Origin of the sequence: Labilithrix sp. (assembly GCA_019637155.1) — a bacterium.
Classification (GTDB): Bacteria; Myxococcota_A; Polyangia; order Polyangiales; family Polyangiaceae; genus Labilithrix.
The window spans coordinates 49,348-72,491 of the sequence record JAHBWE010000023.1; the positions used below are offsets into that span (position 1 = coordinate 49,348).

General features: G+C 72.4%; 18 protein-coding genes. 5 read left to right on the forward strand and 13 right to left on the reverse strand.

The features are described 5' to 3' along the window. Nucleotides 1–33 precede the first annotated feature (33 nt). The 5 genes from KF837_37980 to KF837_38000 all read right to left on the reverse strand — a co-directional run bounded on the left by KF837_37980 (nt 34) and on the right by KF837_38000 (nt 5,402). Nucleotides 34–777 (reverse strand): RNA methyltransferase, encoded by a 744-nt coding sequence (locus KF837_37980; protein MBX3233175.1) that lies wholly within the window; start codon nt 775–777, stop codon nt 34–36. After that, nucleotides 774–1,358 (reverse strand): HD family hydrolase, encoded by a 585-nt coding sequence (locus KF837_37985; GenBank protein MBX3233176.1) that lies wholly within the window; start codon nt 1,356–1,358, stop codon nt 774–776. Before KF837_37985 ends, KF837_37980 begins: the two co-directional genes overlap by 4 nt. Further along, on the reverse strand, nt 1,358–1,870 hold the full coding sequence (locus KF837_37990; protein MBX3233177.1) for a DUF1993 domain-containing protein: 513 nt from the start codon (nt 1,868–1,870) through the stop codon (nt 1,358–1,360). The genes KF837_37985 and KF837_37990 overlap by 1 nt, the downstream gene beginning before the upstream one ends. A gap of 11 nt (nt 1,871–1,881) precedes the next feature. Continuing rightward, complete coding sequence (locus KF837_37995; protein ID MBX3233178.1) at nt 1,882–2,886, reverse strand: CDP-alcohol phosphatidyltransferase family protein; 1,005 nt, start codon at nt 2,884–2,886, stop codon at nt 1,882–1,884. A gap of 518 nt (nt 2,887–3,404) precedes the next feature. Further along, the gene (locus KF837_38000) at nt 3,405–5,402 is read right to left on the reverse strand and encodes a protein kinase (protein MBX3233179.1); all 1,998 of its coding nucleotides are present in this window, start codon (nt 5,400–5,402) and stop codon (nt 3,405–3,407) included. A gap of 146 nt (nt 5,403–5,548) precedes the next feature. On the opposite strand from KF837_38000, the gene polX reads away from it, so the two are divergent. Further along, nucleotides 5,549–7,291: a DNA polymerase/3'-5' exonuclease PolX gene (gene polX / locus KF837_38005; GenBank protein ID MBX3233180.1), complete on the forward strand. Its 1,743-nt coding sequence runs from the start codon at nt 5,549–5,551 to the stop codon at nt 7,289–7,291. Here the strand turns inward: polX and KF837_38010 are convergent. Next, nucleotides 7,280–7,978 carry a hypothetical protein gene (locus KF837_38010; protein MBX3233181.1) on the reverse strand — a complete coding sequence of 233 codons (699 nt, stop codon included), beginning with the start codon at nt 7,976–7,978 and terminating at the stop codon, nt 7,280–7,282. The genes polX and KF837_38010 overlap by 12 nt on opposite strands. Nucleotides 7,979–8,012: 34 nt before the next feature. Here KF837_38010 and KF837_38015 point away from each other — a divergent pair, with 34 nt between their 5' ends. Further along, the gene (locus tag KF837_38015; GenBank protein MBX3233182.1) at nt 8,013–8,501 is read left to right on the forward strand and encodes a hypothetical protein; all 489 of its coding nucleotides are present in this window, start codon (nt 8,013–8,015) and stop codon (nt 8,499–8,501) included. 3 nt (nt 8,502–8,504) lie between these two features. Here the strand turns inward: KF837_38015 and KF837_38020 are convergent, their stop codons facing one another. The 5 genes from KF837_38020 to KF837_38040 are packed head-to-tail and all read right to left on the reverse strand — an operon-like array spanning nt 8,505 to nt 16,888. Beyond that, the gene (locus tag KF837_38020) at nt 8,505–10,220 is read right to left on the reverse strand and encodes a PDZ domain-containing protein (protein ID MBX3233183.1); all 1,716 of its coding nucleotides are present in this window, start codon (nt 10,218–10,220) and stop codon (nt 8,505–8,507) included. Further along, nucleotides 10,217–13,231, reverse strand: a complete 3,015-nt coding sequence (locus KF837_38025) for an NHLP bacteriocin export ABC transporter permease/ATPase subunit (GenBank protein ID MBX3233184.1) — start codon at nt 13,229–13,231, stop codon at nt 10,217–10,219. The genes KF837_38020 and KF837_38025 overlap by 4 nt, the downstream gene beginning before the upstream one ends. Next, on the reverse strand, nt 13,228–15,396 hold the full coding sequence (locus KF837_38030) for an NHLP family bacteriocin export ABC transporter peptidase/permease/ATPase subunit (GenBank protein MBX3233185.1): 2,169 nt from the start codon (nt 15,394–15,396) through the stop codon (nt 13,228–13,230). Before KF837_38030 ends, KF837_38025 begins: the two co-directional genes overlap by 4 nt. Further along, nucleotides 15,396–16,376: an NHLP bacteriocin system secretion protein gene (locus tag KF837_38035; GenBank protein MBX3233186.1), complete on the reverse strand. Its 981-nt coding sequence runs from the start codon at nt 16,374–16,376 to the stop codon at nt 15,396–15,398. The genes KF837_38030 and KF837_38035 overlap by 1 nt, the downstream gene beginning before the upstream one ends. A 2-nt stretch (nt 16,377–16,378) precedes the next feature. Further along, a complete protein-coding gene (locus KF837_38040; GenBank protein MBX3233187.1) occupies nt 16,379–16,888 on the reverse strand; it encodes a cyclic nucleotide-binding domain-containing protein in 510 nt (169 codons plus the stop codon). Between the two features lie 135 nt (nt 16,889–17,023). On the opposite strand from KF837_38040, the gene KF837_38045 reads away from it, so the two are divergent. The 3 genes from KF837_38045 to KF837_38055 are packed head-to-tail and all read left to right on the forward strand — an operon-like array spanning nt 17,024 to nt 21,320. Further along, on the forward strand, nt 17,024–18,592 hold the full coding sequence (locus tag KF837_38045) for a DUF1266 domain-containing protein (protein ID MBX3233188.1): 1,569 nt from the start codon (nt 17,024–17,026) through the stop codon (nt 18,590–18,592). Further along, nucleotides 18,589–19,236, forward strand: coding sequence for an SMI1/KNR4 family protein (locus KF837_38050; GenBank protein MBX3233189.1), 648 nt, complete (start codon nt 18,589–18,591; stop codon nt 19,234–19,236). Before KF837_38045 ends, KF837_38050 begins: the two co-directional genes overlap by 4 nt. Then, nucleotides 19,233–21,320 carry a WD40 repeat domain-containing protein gene (locus KF837_38055; protein MBX3233190.1) on the forward strand — a complete coding sequence of 696 codons (2,088 nt, stop codon included), beginning with the start codon at nt 19,233–19,235 and terminating at the stop codon, nt 21,318–21,320. The genes KF837_38050 and KF837_38055 overlap by 4 nt, the downstream gene beginning before the upstream one ends. Here the strand turns inward: KF837_38055 and KF837_38060 are convergent. Then, entirely contained in the window at nt 21,317–22,069 is a 753-nt protein-coding gene (locus tag KF837_38060) for a class I SAM-dependent methyltransferase (protein MBX3233191.1), read from the reverse strand. The two genes, KF837_38055 and KF837_38060, sit on opposite strands and share 4 nt — an antisense overlap. Continuing rightward, a complete protein-coding gene (locus KF837_38065) occupies nt 22,066–23,136 on the reverse strand; it encodes a hypothetical protein (GenBank protein MBX3233192.1) in 1,071 nt (356 codons plus the stop codon). The genes KF837_38060 and KF837_38065 overlap by 4 nt, the downstream gene beginning before the upstream one ends. Between the last annotated feature and the right edge of the window lie 8 nt (nt 23,137–23,144).

The following is a 23,144-nucleotide window of genomic DNA, read 5'->3' on the forward strand; positions in this document are numbered from 1 at the left end:
GTAGCACTCAACTCCCGCCCGGGGAGCCGCGACTCACGTCCGAGGAGGTGCGGTGAGCCGCGCGATCGCGACGCCCGCGGCGACGCCGACGTTGAGCGATTCGACGGCGCCGGTGCCCTTGATCGCGAGGAGCACGTCGCACTGCGCGCGGACGCGGCCGGAGAGTCCTTCGCGCTCGTTGCCGAGGACGAGCACGGAGGGGCGCGGGAAATCGTAGGTCAGCGCGTCGGCGTCGGCGTGTCCGTCGGTCCCGAGGACGGTGACGCCGCGGCGGCGGAGGCGGCCGATCGTGTCGGCGAGGTCGGTCGTGCGCGCGAGGTCGAGGTGCTCGCATCCGCCCTCCGCGACGCGGATCGCGTTCGGGTCGAGCCCCGGATGCGGGGCCGGCGCGCCGAGGATGACCGCGTCGACGCCGAAGAACGCTGCGCTCCGGAGGATCGCGCCGATGTTGTACGAGTTCCGCACGCGGTCGAGCGCGAGCGCCACGCCGCGACGCGCGGTGAGGCGATCGGCGAGCTCGAGCGGCGACAGCCACGCGCGCTCGCTCGCCTCGAGGCAGATCCCTTCGTGCTGCTTCGTGCCCGCGAGCTTCTCGATCTCGTGCTCCCGCAACAGGCCGACGTGCGTCTTGCGCTTCCCGAGCGCGTGCTCCACCGCGGCGAGGTGCTCGCGCGTGCACGCGACCCGGATCACGTCGTCCGGCCGCCGCTCCAGCACCGCGAGCGCCGCCCGATGCCCATGGATGCGCTCGCACGCGCCACCGCCTCGCGCGGTCATGCGCCGTCTCGCGCGGTCATGTCGCGGAGGCGGTCGATTTCTGCGAGGAGGGTGCGGGCGAAGTCGAGGTCCATGTGGCGGCGGTTCTTGTCGCCGACGAAGAACTCGTCGAGGTGGCCGCGCCGCTGCTGCTCGTAGGTGAGGGCCTTCACGAGCATCTGCAGCTTGTCGGCCGCCTTCACGACGCGCGCCTCGAGCGTCGTCGCCTCTTCCGCCTCTCTCCAGAGCGCGAGCTGCGCGGGCGTCAGCACCGGCGCGAGAGTGGCCTCCTCCGCGGCGGCGAGCGCGCTCCGCAGCGCCTCGCTCTTCGCCGGCATCGGGACGTCGCCGGTGAAGGCCTCCGCGACGTCGTGGACGAGCGCCATCCGGAGGACGCGCTCGCCGTCGACCGCGGTCCCGTTCGCGCGGAGGTCGTCGACGATGAGCGACGCGACGACGGCGACGCCGAACGAGTGCTCGGCGATGCTCTCGGGATCGACGACGCCGCGGAGGAGCCAGCCCGTGCGCGGGAGCGACGCGAGGCGATCGAAGAGCTGGACGAGCTCGACGGCGGACGCGGCGGACGCGGACGCGGCCGGCATCACGCGTCTTTGAACGGGAGGCCGCCGATGAAGTCGGCCTTCCCGAGCGGGACGCCGTTGTGCCGGAGGATCGCGTACGCGATCGTGAGGTGGAAGTGGAGGTTCGGGATCCCGAAGTCGTAGACGTACTCCTCGCCGAGGAGGTACTTGCCCGGCATCCACGGCAAGATGACCTTGCGCGCCTCGGCGCCCTCGAAGTCCTCGCGCGTGAAGCCGGACTGGATCTCGCGCGCGGAGCGGAGGCGGGCGCGGACCTCTTCCCAGGTCTTCTCCGTGTCGGGGTGGGAGGGGACCTCTTTGCCCGTCAGCCGCGTGCAGATGAACTTCGTCTGATCGCAGATCGACTGGAACTGACGGACGAGCGGCAGCATGTCGGGCGCGAGGCGCGCGGTGAGCATCGTGTCGGCGTCGAAGTTCTTGCTCTTGGCGAATTCGACCGTTTTGTCGATCCATCGCTCGCAGACCTCGAGCGACTTCGTGAAGCGAGGGACGGTGTGCTCGTAGAGGCTCATTCCCCTCTCACCTAACACCCCGGCGGCGGGTCGTCGATGCGCGCCACGAGGCGGTGACCGCGCGCGCCGTGCACGAGCGCGAGGCCGCCGAAGGCGAGCACGAGCACGCCGGCGGTGGCGTGCTCGAGGCCGCGCGCGACGAGCGGCGCCGACGCGAGGGCGACGAGGAACGCGGCGGCGACGAGGACGCCGCGCTCGACGAGGGGCCGCGCGCCCTGGACGCGGAGGGTGAGCTGCCGGACGCCGACGAACACGAACACGACCGAGCCGGCGAGGATCGCGGCGTGGGTGCCGAGCGCGCCGGTCTTCGTCGCGAGGGCGATCGCGAGCCCGAACGCGAGCGGCGCCGCGAACGGCAAGAGCCGCCCGCGCCTCCGCGCGACGCGCACGAAGGAGTGCACGATGCCGACGGCGGCGACGAGGGTGACGAAGGCGAGGATGGCGACGGGGAGCGAGACGGGCCCGAGGTGGACCGCGCCGATCGCGGCGGCGCCGAACAGCGCCCGCGCGGCGAGGGCGATCGTGAGGCACGCGATCGACTCGATCTGGTTGAACATCCCGAGCTGGAACACGCCCGTCTCGGCCTGCTCCCAGTACGTGACCGCGGCGGCGGCGGGGATGATCACGGCCGCGGCGACGCTCCAGTACGGCGGCGCGCCGAGGGTGACGACGGTCATGATCGCGACGTAGGACGCGTTGAGGAGGTCGAGCCCGTGATCGAGGAACTCGCCGGTCGCGGAGCACTGGTTGGTCCGTCGCGCGTGCGAGCCGTCGGCGTTGTCACACCAGAGGTACGCGTTGAGGAGGAGCGCGACGACGAAGAACGGCGCGCCGCGGTCGAGGTCGGCGGACGCCATCAGGAGCGCGAGCGCAGCGAGGCTGAGGAGGTGCCCGGCGTGGGTGATCGCGTTCGGCGACAGCCGCTCCGGAATGGCCGGGAGCACCGGCTCGACGAGGAGCCGCTTGTAGTGCGGGAGAAGCAGCGACCGATCCTGAACGGAGTACTCGAGACCCACGCGCCGCCCTCTTTCAAGATACATGCGCACGCCCTCGCAGCCATCCAGCCGGGTTTCGCCGCACGTTTCACACCGCTTTCACATCACCGCGCACCCGCCGCCGCGCCGCGGCGCGAACCCTTCGCGCTGACTCACCTCGCGCCTCGAGCGCAGCGCGGCGAGGGTGGCGACGCGGCGACGCGGCGGCGCGGCGGCTATATGTGCTTTTTATTTGGCGTGCACGACTCTCCAGTCCGCCGTAACGCCTTCGGTATGCGGCGTCGCGAGGATCTGCCTTTTCGCTCCGCATCGCGCTCGCATCCCAGCCAAAGATCCGATCCCGAGTCCACCACCCAACGCCGGCGCGATCGCTTCGGGCGGGGGGCGGGGTGCACGCGGGGAGGGGAGGGATGGGCGCGGGGATGCGCCGTGGCCTCGTAGGTGAGGAGGCGGTGGCAGCGCCGCACGGAAGGACGCTGTAGGTGGGAATGAGGGTAGTGCAACGCCTAAAGAAGAATGCTCGCTTCGTGCGAGGGGCGTTATCGCTTGCGGTCGGGGACGGGGACGTCGACTTGCGTGCGGCCGCTGTCCGGGGGCTTCGTGTCGGTCTTCTTCGCGGGCGCGGGCGCAGGTGCGGGCGCGGGGGCTGGCTTGGGGGGGACGCTTGCTCTCGAAGGGAGAGGGATGCGCGAGGGGAGCGGGATCGGGGCGCGCTTCGGGCGGGAGACCGTGGAAGCGGGCTTCGAGGGGACGATCGACGGGGAGGGCGCCGGGGCCTTCGACGGCATCTTGGCCGGGGGGAGCGACGGGCTCTTCGGCGGCGGCGGGAAGCTCGGGCTCGGGTTGATCATCGTGCGCTCGAGATCGACCGCGCTCGCGTCGACGGGGGCGGCGGTGATGTCGGTCGGCGGATCCGTGCGCGTCGCGACCTGCATGCCGACCTCCGTGCGCGAGGGCGGCGGCGGGACGTCGGACTCGATCGCGGCGGGGCCGAGGCGTCGCGACGGCGGAGGAGGGAGCACGGACGGCGGCGCTCCGCGGCGCGAGGGGGGAGGCGGCGGCGGGACGGAGGGCGTCGACGCGCCGCTCGAGCCGAAGCGCGGCGTCACGGGGGCGACGGACGCGGACGGCCCCGCGGTGGGGATCCCGTCGCGCGGCGTGAGCGGGCCCGGCGGCAACGCGCCGGAGCTCGGCGCCATCATCGTCGCCGCGAGGCTCTGCGGGCTCGTGACCGGGCTCGACGTGATCGGGCTCGAGATCGGGCTCGAGATCGGGCCCGGGCTCGACGTCGGGACCGGGCTCGAGGGCGAGACCATCGTCGCCGCGAGGCTCTGCGGGGTCGCGCGCGCGCTCGGGCTCGAGGGGGTCACCATCGTCGAGGCGAGGTTCTGCGAGCTCGTGCCGGCGCTCGCGAGCGTGGAGGCGAAGTTGGGTTTGCTCGAGCTGCCGGGGCTCACGCTCGTGTCGGGGGGCGTCACGGCGGGGACGCCGTCGCGCGGGGTGGCGCTCCCGGGCACGTTGTGCATGACGGCCGTCGTCTCGCGTGAGTCGCGGCGGACCTCGGGGCCGGGTGGTCGTTGCAGCGCGTGCGCGGACGAGGCGATCGTGGCGGCGCGGCCCATCGCCGACGTGATCGCGGGCTTGAGCCAGCCGCCTTGGCGCTTCTGCTCGCCGGGGAACAGCGTGTCGACGAGCTGCGCGAGGCGGCCCGAGACGTCCTGCGGCGACGAGCGCTGGTAGACCCACGCGTCGAGCTCGCGCGCGAGGTACGTCGCGGTCGGGTAGCGGTGATCGCGGTTGCGCTCGAGCGCGGTCTTCGTGATGCGCGCGAGCTCCTCGGGGAGATCGGGCGCGACGCTGCGGATGTCCGGGATCGGGCCGAGCTGCACCGCGCGCACCGTCTCGATGTCGGTGTCGCGGCGGAAGAGGCGCTTGCCGGTGAGGAGCTCCCAGAGGGTCGTGCCGAGCGAGAAGATGTCGCTCCGGCGATCGACCGGGATCTGCATGATCTGCTCGGGCGAGAGGTACGAGAGCTTGCCCGCGACCATCTGCTGCGAGCTCGAGGTGTCGCCCGTCGTCACCTTCGCGAGGCCGAAGTCGAAGAGCTTCACCTCGCCGCGGAACGTCGCGAAGATGTTCGCGGGGTTCACGTCGCGGTGGACGAGGTTCAGCGGGCGGCCCGCCGCGTCGGTGAGGTCGTGCGCGTACGAGAGCGCGTCCGCGACGCGCGCGACGGCCCAGGCCGCGATCTCGGGGCTGAGGCGGACGCCGCGCGTCGCGATCGTGTCGTGGACGACGGCGAAGGTCTTCCCGAGCATCAGCTCCATCGCGATGTAGTCCTGCTGTTCGTCGGTCCCGACCTCCAGCGTGCGGACGATGTTCGGATGCACGAGGCGCTGAATGAGCTTCCCCTCTTCGAGGAACATCTTCACGAGACGATCGTCCATCGACGCGTCGTGACGCGCGATCTTGAGCGCGACGACGTTCGGCTGATCCGACGGCGAGTCGATGTGGCGGCCGAGGTACACCGCGCTCATGCCGCCGCCTGCGATCTTGGCAACGACCTCCCACTGCCCGAGCCGCGTCGGGCGATACGGGCCGGATGCCCGTGAAGGAGGGAGCGCCATGCCAGAAGGCATTGTGCCAAGGGTGGCCAGGAAAGGTCTAGAATCACCGCTTCGGAATGGACAATCTCGCCGTTGCCCGGGCCCTCACGGACCTCGCCGACCTCCACGAGCTCGGCGGGACCCTGCCGTTCAAGGTCCGGGCCTTCCGCACCGCCGCCCGCGCGATCGAGGGCTACGGCGGCAGCATCGCCGACCTCGTCGAGAAAGACGCCCTCGCCGAGGTCCGCGGCGTGGGCGACGGCGTGGCGCGGCGCATCAAAGAGCTCTTCGAGACGGGGCGCATCACCGAGGCGGAGGAGCTCCGCGCGAAGCTGCCGCCGGGGCTGCTCGACTTGATGAACCTCCCCGGGATCGGGCTCAAGACCGCGCAGCAGGTCTGGAAAGAGCGCGGCGTCACGTCGGTCGACGAGCTGGAGGCGGCGGCGAAGGAGGGGAGGCTCCGCGACCTGCCGCGGTTCGGCGAGAAGAAGGAGGAGAAGCTCGTCGCGAGCATCGCGGCGTGGCGCAAGCGCGCGGCGGCGCCGAAGCGGCGGCCGCTCGCGGAGGCGATGCGCGCGGCGGAGGGGATCGTCCTGCGCATGAAGACGGTGGGCGGCGTGCTCGCCTGCGAATACGCGGGGAGCCTGCGGCGGCGCGCGGAGACGGTGGGGGACCTCGACATCCTGGTCGCGGCGGAGGCTTCGTCGGCGGCGGCGATCATGGACGCGTTCGTCGACATGCCGGGCGTCGCGGAGGTGCTCGGCAAGGGCGACACGAAGAGCAGCGTGCAGCTCGCGGAGAGCGCGGGCGGCATGCAGGCCGACCTCCGCGTGGTGCCGCCGGCCTCGTGGGGCGCGGCGCTCCAGTATTTCACCGGCTCGAAGGACCACAACGTCGCGATGCGGACGATCGCGGTGAAGAAAAGGCTGAAAGTCAGCGAATACGGCGTTTTTGACGAATCGGGGAAAAGTGTCGCGGGCGCGGACGAGGCCGGGGTCTACGAGGCGATCGGGCTCGCGTGGATGCCGCCGGAGATGCGCGAGAACCGCGGCGAGGTGGAGCTCGCGGGCAAGCGCGCGCTGCCGAGCCTCGTCACCCTCGACGACGTGCAGGGCGACCTGCACATGCACACGACCGAGACGGACGGCAAGAGCACCCTCGACGAGATGGCGGCGGCGGCGAAGGAGATGGGCCGCTCGTACATCGCGATCACGGACCACTCCGAGACGCTCACCTTCGTGCGCGGCATGAGCGCGGAGCGGCTGCGCGCGCAGAAGCGGAAGATCCGCGAGGTGGAGGAGCGGCAGGGGATCCGGCTCTTCGCGGGGATCGAGGCGGACATCCTCGCGGACGGGCGCGTCGACCTCGAGCACCACGTCGCCGAGCTCGAGTGGGTGGTCGGGAGCGTGCACCAGCACCTCCGGATGACGAAAGACGAGATGACGAAGCGCGTCGTGCGCGCGATCGAGTCGGGGAACATCGACTGCCTCGGGCACCCGACCGGGCGGCAGCTCGGGCTCCGCGAGCCGAGCGAGCTCGACATGGAGGCGGTCATCGCGGCGTGCGCGCGCGCGGGCGTCGCGATCGAGCTGAACGCGACGCCGCTGCGCCTCGACGCGAACGAGCACACCGCGAAGATGGCGCGCGAGGCGGGCGTCCCGGTCGTCCTGAACAGCGACGCGCACTCGGTCCACGAGCTCGAGCACCTCCGCTATGGCATCGGCATCGCGCGGCGCGCGTGGCTGGGCAAAGAGCACGTGCTGAACACCCGCGCCGCCGAGGGCCTCGCGGAGTGGCGCAAGCAGCGGCTATCGGCCTGAGCGGCGGCGCGCCTCTTCTTCCTCTTCTTCGGCTTCCTCTTCTTCGGCGGGCAGCGCGCCGCGGTAGCCGGCGCCGGCGTTGTTGGCGCGCGTGTCGCGGAGGGCCTCGTTGAGGCGGTCGGCGAGCTGGGCGTTCTCGGCGGGGGAGTCGAGCGAGAAGGGGAGCGGGGTGCGGCGGGCGTCCTTCGTGAGGAGGACGAGGCGGCGGCCCGCTTCGAAGCGCTCGATCGAGGCGAGCGGGGTTCGGTCGCCGCGCACCGCGAAGCCCGCGGCGTCGAGCGTCAGCGTGAAGCGGTCGCGCACCGCCTTCGACTTGCTCGCGCCGCGGAGGCGGCGGAGCAGGTGGAGGAGGATGGGCGTGCAGAACAGGAGCACGAAGAGCGCGAGCCTCGTCTCGGTGGTCAGGTGCCGGTTCGTCGCCTCCGTGACGCACGCGTCGATGAGCGCCGCCGCCAGGCCGGCGATGAAGAGGCCCGCGACGACGTAGGCCAGGCGGAGGACGCCGAGCGTCGACATCGGGTTGCCGTGCTCGTCGTTGACGACCATGTCGCGCTCCTGCGCCGGCACCGCGAGCGCCTTGCGGAACGACTCGAGCTCACCCTGCTCCGTGCGGACCACGTCGAGCGCGTCGACGTCGATCTCGAGCGACGTCCCGCCCGCGCCGATCCGCTCCGTCCAGCGAGACACGGGGCGATCCTATGCGAGGATGGAGCCACGCACGATGAGGGGACTTTGCATTTCCGCGGTCGTTTCGATCCTCGTCTCCTGCAGCGCGCCTTCTGCGGAGGTCGCGCCGCCGCCCGTCGCGCCGCCCGCGCCCGCGCCGCTCACCGCGTGTGGTCCGCCGCCGCCGCCGCCCGCGGCGACGATCGCGCCGACCTGCACCACCGTCGCGCTCGCGAGCATGCCCGCGCAGCATCATCAGCTCACGCTGCAGCTCGCGTCGGGGGCGACGACGCGCATCGACTGTCCGCGCATGCGCTATCGCGGTCAGGACACGCCGGTGTGCGTGGTGAAGGAGGTCGCGGGCCGCCTCCGCGGCGCGTGCTGCCCGCCCGGCCGCGTCGATCCGACCGATCCGGAGTGCGTGGCCGAGGGGACCATCGACGAGATGTACGCGCGGCAACGGGCGTGGGAGTGGTGCAAGAAGGACGCGCCGCCCACGAGGCCCTGCGAGCCGTGCGTCTGGTACCCGAACGCCGAGCGGTGAGCGTCAGCGGCCGGCGCCGGCGGCGTCGAGGACGGCGCGCCACATCGGGGAGAAGCCGGTCGTCAGGTCGTCGGCGCGGACGCGGTACGGGACGTCGGGGGCGACGCCGACGTTCTCGATGACGCGGTCGCCCGGGCGGACGCCGAGCGTGACGGTGAAGTTGAACGCGGTGATGCCCAGCGTCTCGAGCGCGGCGATCACCTCCGGCGGCGCGCAGGCGCGGACGAGCTCGCTCGCGCCCGGCTTGCACGCGTCGGCGCGGCCCACGCGGCGCTGATCTCCGCCCGCGCCGGAGGTGGTCGTGCCGAACAGCGTGACGCGACCGTTGTCCTTCAGCGCCGCCGGGACGTAGTCGGCGGCGGAGATCGACATGCCGTCGATGAGCATCACGACCGGCTTCCCGAAGACGGGGCCACGGCTCCTCTCGGGCACGTGCTCCGGCACGAGCGCGAAGTGCGGCGCCGTCAAGCCCGGCGGCTGCGACGCGAAGAACGCGAAGAACGCGGCCGCGCCCTGCGCCGTCGCCCGATCGCGCGGGCCGAAGCCGAAGAACCGCGCGAACAGCGGGATCGCGTCCATCGTCGCGCGCGCCTCCTCGTCGGTGCGGACGCCGCCGAGGCGCGCCCCCAGCTCCGCCAGCGCCGCGCGCGGGCCGAAGCCGACCACCTCGTCGCCGTCGATCAGGAAGCGCTGCCGCGGAGGGACGAGCGGGCGCTCGAACAGGCGCGAGAGCATCACGTACGCGAAGAGGAAATTCCCGCCGCCGTTGCCGCGCTGATCGATCACCAGCGCGTCGACGTCGCGCTCGAGGAAGACGCTCAGCGCCTCGTCGACCTCGCGCATCGCGCGCGGCTGCTCGGCGGGGGGGACGTCGTAGGTGTGGAGCCGGACGAAGCCGTAGCGCCGGCCGGCCGCGGAGAACGCGTAGGCGCCGTAGAACGCGGCGTCGGGCGCGCGCCAGAGGAGCTCCTCCGGCGGGGGGAGGACGCTCCGCTTCGTCTTCGGCCATAACGGGCAGCGCTCCGAAGGACCGTCGGCGTCGGCGTCGCGCCACGTGAGCTCGACGGTCCGCGCCGGCGCGCCGGGATCGTGCGTTCGCACGACGAGCCGCGCGCGCGCGCCGGGCGCCGGGGTGTCGTCGAGGTCGGTCGACGACCGCAGCGTCAAGAACCAATCGGCGAGCTCGCGCTCGAAGTCGGGGGTCGAGGCGTAGCCGTCCGCTGCCGCGATGCGCCGGTGCACCTCGGCGATCGGCCGTCCGTCGAACGCGGTGACCTCGTCGCCGACGCGGAGCGGGAGCGTCGGCGCGAGCTTCGGATCGATCCACGCCACGCGCACGCCGGCGTCCGTGCTCACGAGGTGAAGGCCGAGCCACACCGCTCGACCGGGCGGGAGCTCGAGCGAGGTGTGGAGGTCGCGCGGCGCGCGGAAGAACGCGCGGAACGCGCGGCGCAGCTCCTCCGGCGTCGCGCGCGGGCGCGCGATGACCTCGTCGAGGCGGGCGAGCTCGCGCTCGAGGCTCCACCCGATCGTCCGCGCCTTCAGGTCGCGCGGCGCGTAGCGCTTCGCGAAGAGCTCGGCGACGTGATCGCGGAGCGTGCGCGCGGCGAGCGGCGCGGGGTCGGCCGCGACGCGCGCCGGCGCAGGCTGGGACGCGCACGCGGCCGCCAGCGCGACGATGGGCGTCGAGCGCCGGAGCCACGAGACGGGCGCGCTCACACCATCTGCCGCGCGGCGAGGCGCTGGAAGGGGCCCGGGACCGCGACGAGATCGTCGAAGCGGCCCATCTGCACGACGCGGCCCTTCTCGAGGACGACGATCTTGTCGGCGTGGCGGATCGTCGAGAGGCGGTGCGCGATGACGACGCGCGTGACGCGCAGGCTCTCGAGGCTCTCGCTCACGATCTGCTGCGTGAGGTTGTCGAGCGCGCTCGTCGCCTCGTCGAAGAAGACGATCTTCGGGTCCGCCGCGAGCGAGCGCGCGATGAGGAGACGCTGCCGCTGGCCGCCGGAGAGCGTCCCGCCGCCCTGCGCGATGACGGTGTGCATCCCCATCGGCATCGCCTCGATGTCCTTGTCGAGCGCTGCGCTCCGCGCCGCGTTCCACGCCTCGTCGAGCGAGAGGCCCGTCGCGCCGACGATGTTCGAGTAGATGTCGCCGCCCATCACGCGGCTGTTCTGCATCACGACGCCGATCTGCTTGCGCACCGCGCGCACGTCGAGGTGCCCGAGCGCCTGGCCGTCGTAGTAGACGCCGCCCTCGGTGCACGCCTCGAAGCCGAGGAGCAGGCGGAGGAGCGTCGACTTGCCCGAGCCCGAGGGCCCGACGAGCGCGACGAACTCGTCCGGCTCGACCTGGAAAGACACGTCGTCGAGGATGAGCGGACCGTCCGCCGCGTAGCGGAACGAGACGTGGCTCACCTCGATGCCGCCCTTCAGCTCGATGCGCTCGCCACCGCCTTGCGCCTCGAGCCGCTGGGTGAGGATCGGCTTCGCGCGCTCGTAGAGCGGCACGACCGCGAGCGACGCGAGGAGCGACTCGACGACGCCGAGCGCGGCGGACAGGAAGATCCCGAACGCGCTCGCGAAGGCGAGGAACATGCCGGTCGACACCCGCGCCTGCGCCTTCCCCGCGAGCATCCAGTAGAGCACCATCGTGCAGACGAGGGGGTAGACGCTCTGGAAGAGACCGATCCGGAGGTAGACGCGCTCCGCTCCGAGATCGGCGTCGCGGCGGCGCGCGAAGAGGCGCGCCCACACCGCGAACGCGCGCCCCTCCGCGGCGGTGACGCGGAGCTTCGCGATGCCGGTGAGGAGCTGGAGGAGGAGGCCCCCGATCCGCCCGTCGATCGCCGCGACCGCGCGCTGCTGCGCGAGGCCGTAGCGCGTCCCGATCGCGGCGGGGACGACCGCGACGAGCACGAGGACCGTCGCCGCGAGCGCGAGGCCGGGATCGATCGCGAAGAGGAGGGCGAAGTTCCAGAGCGAGAAGAGGCCGGAGAGCAGCGCCGTCATCGCGGTCCCGGCGAGGAGATCGCGGATCGCGCCGATCCCGGCCGCGCGCGCCGCGAGATCGCCGGCGGCGTACTCGCGGAAGAACGGCAGCGGGAGCGAGAGGAGCCGATCCCACACGCCGGCCTCGAGCGTCGCGTCCATCCGCGTCTGCGCGCGCACGATCGCGAGCCCGCGCACGACCTCGAAGAGCGCCTGCCCGAGGTAGACGGCGATGAGGACGGCCGTGATCTGGAGGAGCAAGTTGCGTTCGGCGCCGGGGATGATCGTGTCGAAGACCTGCCCCGTCACGAGCGGGATGAGGGTGGAGAACGATCCGAGGCCGAGGCCCACCACGAGCACGAACGCGACGTCGCGCCAGGCGCGCTTGCCGGAGAAGCGCAGCACGTCGAGCGGTCGGAGCGGGCGGTCCGGCATCGGCGGATAGAACTGGTACGCCTGCGGGTGCACGCGCTCGGCGAGCTCCGCGGTCACCCGACGCGGGCCGCCGGCGCGCGCGTCGAAGAGCTCGTAGCCTCCCTTCGCCGGCAGGAGCGCGATCGGGTTCAGCCGCTCGTCGTTCACCTCGTCGCCGTCGTCGAGCATGAAGCCGAGGAGCGGGCCCACGTCGTCCTCGTGCCAGTCGCCCTCGAGCAGCACCCTGCGCGTGCGCACGCCGGTCATCTGCGCGATCGCGGTCTGGACGGCGCCGAGGCCCGCGCGCGCGGCCGGCCAGCGCGCGTGGATCTCCGCCACGCCGAGGTAGGCCGCGATCTTCTCGGCGGCGTGCTCGAACGGGCGCGCGCTCCCCGACGTCGCGCCGAGGCGCTCGCCGCGCCCCACCGCCGCGAGCTGGCGGAGCGCGTCGGCGACGAGCTCGCCCTCGGCCTCGCGCGACGCGCCGTCGAGCGCCGCGCGCGCGGCCTCGGCGCCGGCGCGGCTCTTCGCGAGCACCGACACGACGAACGCGTAGAACGCGTCGGCGAAGCTCGTGCTCCGATCGCGCGCGAGGAGCTCCACGCTCGTCGACGTCCGCGCCCCCGTCATCCACGCGCCGCGCGACGAGAGCGGCGACGACAGCGCGCGCGACGACGCGGTCGCGCCCTCGCCGCCGACCACCCACGCGCTCTCGGTCAGCGGCCACTGCCGCGGCGCGTCTTCGTGCTCGGTCACGCGGACGGCGCCGAAGCGCTCCGGCGTGCTCGCGAGCGTGATCCAGACGAGGCCGCGCGCGGCGCGGAGCGGGTTCGCCTGCGGTCCGAGGACGAGGCCCGGCTCGACGGCGTCGCACCGCGTCGGCACCGGCGCGGCCGGGAGCATCGAGACGAGGTGCGTGATCCAGGCGTCGAAGGCGCCCTCGGCGGAGGCGCGCCGCGCCGGATCGGCCAGCGCCTCGACGAAGAGGCGCGACGGGATCCTGAGCACGGAGCCGCCGGGGGGACCGGTGAGGAGGAGCGCGGCGAGCTCGGTCGCGTTCGCGTCCGGCGCTCGCGCGAAGAGGAGCTGTCCCGGCGCGACGGAGCTCACGTACGCGCGGCGCCCGACCGCGCGGCCGTCGCGCCATCCGACGCAGAAGAGCTGGTGGCCCGGCATCGTCGTGACGTAGACGTAGGCGGGATCGTCGAGGAGGAGCGGCTCGTCGCCCTCGACGCGGAGCTCGTCGCACGCCTCGCCGAAGAGCGCGCGCAGCGACGCGGCGACCTCCGGCTCCTCCTGGCTCGCGCGCGCGGTGTCGATCATGAGGTCGTGATCAGCTCGTGGTAGAGGCCGCCCTCGGCCATGAGCGCCTCGTGGGAGCCGCGCTGCACGGCGACGCCGCGATCGAGGACGATGATCTCGTCGGCGTCGCGGATCGTGGAGAGGCGGTGCGCGATGATGAGGCAGCTGCACCCGCGCCGGCGGAGGTTCGCGTCGACGCGCTGCTCGGTCTCGGGATCGAGCGCGCTCGTCGCCTCGTCGAGGACGACGATCGCCGGCTGGCGCACGAGCGCGCGCGCGATCTCGAGGCGCTGGCGCTGCCCGCCGCTGAAGTTCACCCCGCCCTCGAGGATCTTCCCGTCGTAGCCGCCGGGGAGCTTCGCGATGACGTCGTGGATGCACGCGTCCTTCGCCGCCTGCACGACGTCGGCCTCCGGGATCGTGTCGTCCCAGAGGGTGAGGTTCTCGCGGACGGTACCCTCGAACAACGTCACCTCTTGATCGACGATCGCGACCGACGTCGTGAGCGCGCTCCGCGGGAGCGCCTCGCGCGGCGTGCCGTCGAAGACGATCTCGCCGCTCCACGGCCGGTAGAGACCGCAGACGAGGCGCGCGACCGTCGACTTGCCGCTCCCGCTCCCGCCGACGAGCGCGACGCGCTGTCCCGGCGAGAGGTGCAGCGTCAGCTCGCTCACGAGCGGCGGCGACAGCGGGAGGTAGCCGAAGGTGACGTCCTTCAGATCGAGCTCGCCGGTGAGGCGGCGCGTGTCCGCCTCCGTCGCGGCCGCGGCGAAGGTCGTGTCCTCCTCGTGCTCGAGGACGTCGTCGAGGCGCTCGAGATCGCCGCGGAGCTGCTGGAGCGACGCGCCGACGTGGGAGAGGCTCTCGATCGGCCCGAGGAAGCCGGCCATCAGCGTCTGGAAGGCGACGAGCATGCCGAGGCTCATGTGGCCGTCCATCACCCGGAGCGCGCCGATCGAGAGGACGAGGAGCGTGCTCGCCTGCCCGACGAGGCCGGTCGTCGTGAGGAGGAGCTGATCGCGCCGCGCGAGGGCCTGCTGCGACGCGAGCAGCTTCGCGTGGTATCCCGCCCACTGCCCGAAGAACTCGGTCTCGGAGCCGGTCCCCTTGATCGTCTCGATCATCTGGAGGCCGCCGGACGCGACGCCGTGGAGCTTGCCGTGGTGCTGCACGACCTGCCGGGAGAGGTCGGTGCGCGCGCGCTCGGCGCCGCGGAGCAGGAGGATGTACGCCGCGGCGGTGGCGAAGCCGATGAGCGTCAGCCACGGATCGATGTACAGCATGAAGAGCGCGTAGAACGCGACGAGGACCAGATCGAGCGCGATCCCGGAGACGCGCCCCGACAGCGTGTGCGCGACGGCGTCGTTCGCGCGGACGCGATCGGCGAGGTCACCTGCGGAGCGCGCGAGGTAGAAGTCGATCGGCAAGCGGAGCGCGTGCCAGAGGAACCCGGTCGCCATCTTCACGCCGAGGCGCGCGACGAGCTTGATGAGCGCGGTGCGCTGGAGGTACGTGAGGACGAGGCGGAGGAGCGCCGCCGCGCTCATCGCGAGGAGGATCGACGAGAGGAGGTCGACCTGCCCGCCGACGAGGACCTCGTCGACGAACACCATGCCGAAGACGGGGACGACGAGCCCGGGCACGAGGAGGCAGAGACCGGCGAGGGCGATGAAGGCGATCGCTTCGCGCGATCCCGCGAGCCGTCGCGCGAGCATCGCGAACATCGAGGGCCGCCGCCCCTTCGGCCGGTACGCCTCCGTCGGCTTGAAGGAGAGGACGACGCCGGTGAAGGCCTGGTTGAACTCCTCGAGCGGGACGCTCGTCGGCCCCGCCGCGGGATCGTTCAGGTAGGCGCGGCGATCGTCGAAGCCCTCGACGACGAGGAAGTGGTTGAAGTTCCAGTGGACGATGACGGGGAGCGTGAGGTCGGTGACCTGGTGCGGCTCCTTTCGGTAGCCCTTCGCCTCGAGGTCGTATTTGCGCGCGGCCTTGATGACGTTGCTCGCCTTCGAGCCGTCGCGCGAGACGCCGCACTCCTCGCGCAGCTTCGAGAGCGGCACGAACGTGCCGTAGTGCTCGAGCACGATCGCGAGGCTCGCCGCGCCGCACTCGGTCGCCTCCATCTGGAGGCGCGTCGGCGTGCGGATGCGCTTCACCTTCTTCGGCTTCGGCGCCTCGGCGGTCATCAGCCCTCGTCGTCGAGCGCCGGGAACACGAGCGCGATCGGCCGGCTGGCGCGCGTCACGACCGCCGCCTCGCAGCGCGTGCCGCTCGTCAGCGTCACCTCCGGTCCTTCCCCGTTCGACCAGCGGTACCCGCTCGGCGTCGCGCCGCGCTCGAGCTCGGCGCGCACCGCGATCGGCGCGCCGCCGGCGGCCTGGATGAACGCGTCGACGAGCTGCTCGTTGCGGAGCGCGCCCATCATGCCCGACCGCGTCGACGGGTACTGCTCGACGGACCTCACCTTCCCGAGGAGGACGCCCGCGCGCTCCTTCTTCACGACCGACGGCGCGATCTCGACCTGCATCCCCGGACGGAGCGACTTGCCGACGTGGGAGTCGAAGTAGAGGAGCGCCTCGAGCTCCTGCCCCTCCGGCGTCGCGCGCTCGATCGTCGCGAGCGGCGTGCCCGGCGTCACGCGCTCGCCGGGGACGGCCCGCACCTCGAAGACGCGTCCGGCGGCGGCGGCGTAGAGCTTCGCGCCGGAGGTGCGCGTCTTCCTCAGGCGCTCTAGCTCCTCGCGCAGGCGATCGCGCCGCGCGCCGAGCGACGCCGTCACGGTCCCGGCGTCGACGTCGTGATCGAGCTCGTCGAGGCGGCGCGCGAGCCCTTCGATCTGTCGATCGAGCGCCGGCTGGGCGACCTGCGCGACGAGCTGTCCCTGCTTCACCTGATCGCCGGCGGAGACCTCGACGCTCACGAGCTCGCCCTCCGTCTCGGCGAGGACCTCCGAGAGCCCCGCGCCGCCGAGGAGGATCCCGCTCGCGTGGACCTTCGAGCGCACGCGCCCGAGCGAGCCCCACGCGATCGCGGTGGCGATGACGAGGGCGCAGCCGGCGAGCGCGAGCCACGCCTTCGCGTTGGTCACGCGCATCAGCGTGTGGAGCTGCTCGGGGGAGCTGAGGCGATCGAGGGCGGCCTTGCGAAAGAGCTTCGAGTCCGCCATCGCTAGCTCCCCCGCGCCTCTTGCACCTGGCGCGCGAGGGCGTTGAAGCGCGCGCCGGCGCGGTCGACGTTGTCGAGCACGCTGTCGTCGAGCTCGTCGTCGTAGGAGGCGTCGGTCGCGTTGCGGAGCCGGTCGGAGAGGAACGTCGCGACCGACTTGTAGAAGCGGAGCCCGAAGCCCGGGTTCTGCTCGAGCGCGCCGGCGAGGACACGCCGCGAGATGGCGTACACCACCGCGTCTCCGGCGGCGCTGACGGTGGCGCTCGGCGGCCGCGCGTCGACGAACGACATCTCGCCCGCGACCTCGCCCACGCCGAGGCGCGCGATCTCGCGCTTCGTCTTCCCCTGCTGCACGACGAGCTCGCCCTCGAGCACGATGTAGAGGCGCTCGACGGGCACGCCCTCGGTGATGAGCGCAGCGCCCTTCGCGACGCGCTCCTTGCGCCCATGCTTCGCGAGCCAGTCGACGTCGGCGTCGCTGAGCTGTCCGAAGATGAAGAGGACCTTCCGCATCGCGCGCCTGCCGCCCCTGTAAGGAGGGGCCTACAGTACAGGCTGCGCGTCGCGGCGTGTTACAAGAACGCGGCTCGCCGCGTCCTTTTTCGGACTGTATCGCGTGCGCGTCGGCGGGCGGGATATCCTGCGTCCGTGCCCGTTCAGGATCCGGTCAAGCTCTGGTGCCTTGGGGTCGGCGCGATGCTCACGGAGGTGAACGGTCTCCGTCATGACGAGATCGGCGGATGGGCGCCGGGGCCGCGGGCGCGTGAGTGGTGCGCGAACGTCCTCTCCGACTCGTGGGGCGTCGCGGGGGAGAAGCAGTTCCACGAGATCGTCGACTGGCTCACGCGCACCGGCCACAGCGCGGAGGCGCGCTCGCAGATCGCGGGGCTCGGGCCGAACCCGCTCGCCGACTACCCGAAGCAGACCATCGTCCGCGCGCACCGGCAGCAGATCGAGCGGCAAGGCCTCCTCGCCTGGGACTGCGGGCGCCTCGCGTCGATCGTCGGGTGGGGCTTCCACGTCGGGTACCTCGACGAGAACGAGACGTGGCGCATCCTCCACGGCAACGCGCGGCGCGTGCAGCAGACCTACTCCGCCTGGCGCGAGCTCGGCGACGCCTACGTGATGGGCCGGATGTGGTGGGCGCAGGGCGCGACGAACGAGAAGACGCGCAACGCGCACATCAACCTGATCGGGAGCCCGAATTCGCCGTGGAACCGGATGCCGTGGCAGCACCCGCTCGGCGACGCGCCCGCGCCCGCCGCGCCCGGAGCGTCGAGCAAGGCGACGGTCCGCTTCAAGCGCAGCGTGTGCCCGAGCTGCGGCGGCCACAAAACGCGGCCCTCGCAAACGGCTTATGTGTATTGCGACTTCTGCGGGACCCTCGCCGACTACGACTTCCAGAAAGCGTGCGAGGTGCCGGCGAAGCAGCCGGGGCCGGCGTATCAGGAATTGAACGCGCGGCTCGGGCCGATGATGCAGCAGGCCAAGGCGACCGGCGACGTCAACGGATATCGCAACTTGCAGCGCCAGCTCTTTGCGATGTACATCGAGCAGCTCCCGAACGCGAACCCGCCGCGCGTGAGCGATCCCGAATACCGTAATCGCTACATCGAATACATGGCCGAGGGCGGCACCGTGACCGCGTTCGACCCGCAGGCGCTCGCGCTCGAGGCGGAGGTCACGCGCTCGATCGGTGCGCTCCAGTGGGCATTCCCGAAGCCCGGCGTCATGAAAGTAGCGGCCCACAGCTTCGGGCCGATGGCGAATGCCGTGTTCGCGCAGCAGGACTACATCGCGCGGCTCTACGAGTCGCGCGGCGTCTACGCGATGCACCCCGACCGCGCGCCGGGCGAGCTCCAGAAGCGGGTAGGGATATCCCTCTTCGTCCAGGGCTGGCTGCCGATGCTCGACGAGGCGTCGACGCAGGCCTTCCTCGAGCGCGCGGGGCTCAAGACCGAATACGTCGAGGTCGAGCCGGTGAAGGGCGATAAAGCAGATTGTGGGGGGTGCGGCAATCCGCTCGAGGTCCTCCCCGGCGCCAAGCGCTGCATCTGCGAGAAGTGCGGGCGCGGGCTCGAGGTCGCGGGGGAGCGCATCTCCTGCCGCGGCTGTGGCGCGCCGCTCGCGCCGACGGAGGGCTCGAGCACCGTGACGTGCCCGCACTGCAAGAACAGCTTCCAGCGCGTCCAGATGATCCAGCCGGGGTTCGGATGAAGAAGAGCACGAGACTTCGCGCCGCCGAGCCGGCCCCGGACGTCGACGACGTCGTCCGCCGGCTCGAGCGCCTCACGAAGAAGAAGAACGAGTCGTACCGTTTCGGCACCCGCCTCGCCGAAGAGCAGCTCCGCGCGTTCGAGGACGCGCACGGCGTCACGCTCCCGGAGGAGTACCGCGCCTTCCTCCAGGCCGCGGGCGAAGGCGCGTCGGGCCCCGACTACGGGCTCGTCACCCTCGCGCACGCGATCAAGGAGCGCGGCGAGACGATCTACGGCCTCGCCGATCCGTTCCCGATCCCCGCCTCGACCGCCGACCTCCTCGACTTCGCGGTCGGCGGCATCCTCCCCGTCGCCTACGGCGGCTGCTCCTACTTCACCGGCATCGTCACGACCGGCCCCGCGCGCGGGACGATGTGGTTCAGCGTCGAGGCGCGCCCGGGCTGGGTGCCGTGCTGGAAGGGCGCGCTCCTCGGCGCGAACGGCAAGCCGTACGCCGCGCCCGCCGACGCCGATCCGTACCGCGCGACGTACGACGCCGCGCTCGATCCCGTGAACGAGAAGCTGCGCCTCGGCTTCGCGGGCTGGTACGCGGGGTGGCTCGAAGGCGAGGAGCGCAAGGTCCTCGCCGGGGGCCTGTCGTGAGCGAGCCGGTCGCGCTGCCGCGCCACCGCGGGAGCGTCACGATGCTCACGTTCACCGCCGACGGCCGCGTCCTCTCGACCAGCCTCGACCGCACCGCGCAGCTGATGCTCGCCGAGACGCGGAAGCCGCTCGCGGTCTTCGAAGGCCACCTCGCCGCCGTCGCCGACGCGGCCGCGCTCGCGAACGATCGCGTCGTCACCGCCTCGTTCGACGGCGGGGTGCGCTTCTTCGACGCGACGACGGGGCGGCTCGCGCTTCTCGCGAAGGGCCACACGAGCCGCGTGATCGCGCTCGCGGTCGCGCCCGGCCGCGAGCGCGTCGCGAGCGTGAGCGACGACGGATCGGTCCGGATCTGGGACCGCGACGGCAACGCGGGACCGGTCCTGCGCGGCCACGACGACGGCGCGATGCGCGCGTACTTCGAGGACGACAAGGCGATCGTCACCGTGTCGCGCGCCGGGATCGTCGCGACGTGGGACGCGACGACGGGCAAGCGCATCGAGACGAACCGGATGGCGACGCCGGAGGAGAAGGCGGAGCCGGCGCCGCCGCGCGCGCTCGAGCTCGCGAAGGGGATCGTCGCGGAGGCGCGCGACGACGGCACCGTCCGCATCACGGAGGCGAACAGCGGGCGCGCGGTCACGCTCGGCGGCCACGACGACGCCGTCACCGTGCTCGCGATCTCCCCCGACGGCGATCTCCTCGCCGCGGGCTCGGCCGACGGCGCGATCCTCGTGTGGCGCTGGCGCGAGGCGTGGGGCCGCGGCGACGGCGCGGCCGCGGCGACGCCGGAGCTGCCGTGCGTGTGGCGCATCTCCGCCGAGACGAAGACGCCGGACACGCGCTTCGACGGCGGCGAGCTGTGGGTCGGGCGCTCCAACGTCCTCCACGCGTACGACGCCGAGACGGGCGAGCGCGGGAGGACGATCGAGGCGCAAGGCGACCTCGTGCACTTCGGCAAGAAGCGGCTCGTCTTCGCGCGCTTCGTCGCCGAGATGAGCGTCGTCGATCGCAAGAGCGGCAAGGCGGTGCTGACCGCGCCGCTCGAGGGCGAGCACCTCCGCGCGCGCGCCGCGCAACCGCTTGCATGGTGCACACGTCGCGCGGGGAAACCGAACGCGCTGCGCATCGTCGATCCCGACAAACCCGACCTCGCGGAGCTCGGCCCGATGAAGGGCTCGCTCGGCGTCTTCGCGTTCCGCGCCGACGGCAAGCGCGCGGCGGTCGCGGCGGCGGAGGAGCCGCGCGCGTGGCTCTGGAACGTCGAGAGCGGCAAGCTCGTCGCGGAGGCGACGTGGGAGGGCGCGCCCGCGACGCAGCTCGCGTTCACGCACGACGGCACGCGCGTCGTCGCCGGCACGCGCGACGGCCGCGTCCACGTGCTCGACGCGACGACGGGGGAGCGCGTCCGCGAGCTCGTCCCGCCGCCGGGCGATCCCCAGCGGCAGGGCCTCGCGCCGATCCACGTGTCGCCGGCGAGCGATCGCGTCGTCGCGTGGGGCGGCGACGCAAACCACGCGATCCTCTTCGACACCACGACCGGCGCGCCGCTCCTCCGCCTCTTCGGCGAGGAGAAGTCGGGCCTCGTCGCCTCCGGGGTCGCGTTCTCGCCCGACGGCACGCGCCTCGTCGCCGCGCACGTCGCGCGCCCGAAGCTCGTGTTCTACGACCCGATCGCGGCGGTCCGCGTCGTCTCGCACGAGGTCCATCGCTCCGGCGGCGTCGGCGTGCAGCTCCGCTTCTTCGCCGGCGGCAAGCGCATGCTCTCGTGGGCGACGCAGGCGATCGACAAGAGCCTCCGCGCGTGGGATCCGCGCACGGGCGAGCGGCTCTGGGCGAACCTCGGCCTCGGCGGCGAGGGGATCGACGCGGTCGTGCTCTCACCGAACGAGCGCTTCCTCGCGGTCACGTCGCGCGGCTGGCCGCTCGTCCGCGTCGTCGACGCCGCGACCGGCAAGACGGTCGCGGACCTCGCCGGCCACCAGGGCTACGTGCCGCCGCCGAGCTTCGCCGCCGACGAGACGCTCCTCGCGACGAGCTCCTACGAAGGCGACGTGCAGGTCTGGGAGCTGCCTTCGGGTTAAGCCGTCGCGAGGCAGAAGTGGACGCGCGCGCCGGAGCGGTGCTCGGGGCGCGCGAGGCAGGCGAGGAAGTCCCGCGCGACCGCGTCGAAGCGATCGCCCGCGAAGTCCTTCAGCGTCACCATGCGATCGAGGCGCGACTGCCAGGCCTCGAGCACGTCCGGCGCGGCGGGGCCGGAGAACGAGAGCTCCGCGTCGCCGAGCGATCGCTCCTCCGCCGGCGTGAAGCCGATCGCCTCGAGCGTCGGGGCGAGCTTCTTGCCCATGCGGAAGTCGTAGCGCTTCGCGCGGAGGGCGTCGTCCGCGTACGCGTCGAGGATCGCGCGCGTCTCCTCCGCGAGCGGCGTGTGCGCGAAGAGGTCGTCGACCTCGGTGAGCGCGATGAAGCCGCCCGGCGCGAGGCACGCGATCCAGCTCTTCAGCGCCGGCTCGAGGTCGACGAAGTACGCGGCGGTGAAGCTGCACCACACGCCGTCGATCGGCTCGCCGAGGTCGGGCAGCGCGCGGAGATCGTGCTGGCGGAACTCGGCGCGCTCGGGCGGCAGGCCGCGTGCGCGCGCGACCTTCAAGAGGTCCGCGTTCGCGTCGACGCCGATGACGCGCGCGCCGTGGGCGACGAGCTCCGCCGCCTGATCGCCGATCGCGCAGCCCACGTCGAGGACCGTCTTCCCCTCGAGGGAGGGGAGGGCCGCGAACGCGGTCGGCCAGTCGCGCCACGCCGCCTGGCGGCGATAATCGTTGGCGAGGCTCATGCGGGCGGAGGTACCAGGATCGCGTGGTTCTGCAGGACGAGGAGGAGGTCGTCCGCGATCACGAGGTCGTTGTCGCGATCGAGCCGCGCGCGCGTCTCGGCCAGCGTCTCCTCCGGCTTGAATTCGCCGAGCACCGCCCAGAGCTCCGGCGTCAGGCTCATCGGATCGTACGCGCTGTACGTCGTGACGCCCATCGCGCCGCCGGGGAGCGGACGCGCGACGAGGTTCGGGTTGGGGACGAGACGCTCGGCGAGGCGCGGCGCCGTGATCGCGTCGAGCTTCGTCGCGACGTCCCGCGCGAGCTCCTCGCTCCGCGGCTCCTCCGCGAGGAGACGATCCATCTCGTCTCGCGTGACGGAGCGCACGACGTCGAAGGTGCGGAGGTAGAAGTCCTCCTCGCGTCCCGCCCACTCGCCCCAGCAGGCGGCGTAGTCGATCTCGCTCGGCGCGCGGTCCTCGAGGTCCTCGAGCGTGAGCTTCATCCGCGGGAAGTCCGGCTCCGCCGCGCCGGGGAACACCGCGCGCGCCGCGTGCCGCGCGAGCACGACCTCCACGTGGGCGGTGAATCGTTTGTGCGCGGTCCAGAACGCGTGCCCGGCCGCGCCCGCGTCGTGCTTGCAGAAGAAGGTGGAGCACACCGCCTCGCGATGACGCCAGATCGAGCAGAGCCCTCCTCCTTCCTCCACGAAGTAGGGACAGAGCAGGACCTTCGAGCGCCCGAAGCTCGTGGTGCGCGCGGCGTCGAGGAGCACGCGGTGCTTCCGCGGCGGCGCCACCCACTGCGGCGTGATCCCGATCCGCGACGCGATGCGGGCGCGCATCCGGCGCTGCCCCTCCGCCATGTCGGGGTCGGCGAGCACCGCGCCGGCGAGGAAGTTCGGCAACGTCGGGTGATAGGTGCAGCACTTCAGGTTCGGCTGGAACGCGATCGTGCCCGGCGCCTCCGAGCGCGAGCACATCGCGCAGTCGCTGCACGTCGCGCGGCGCTCCTCGACGTTCGGTCGGTCGTAGACCGCCGGGAACAGGCGCCGGTGCGCCTCCGGGAGCGTCTCGCGGATCGTCGTCATTCGTGGCC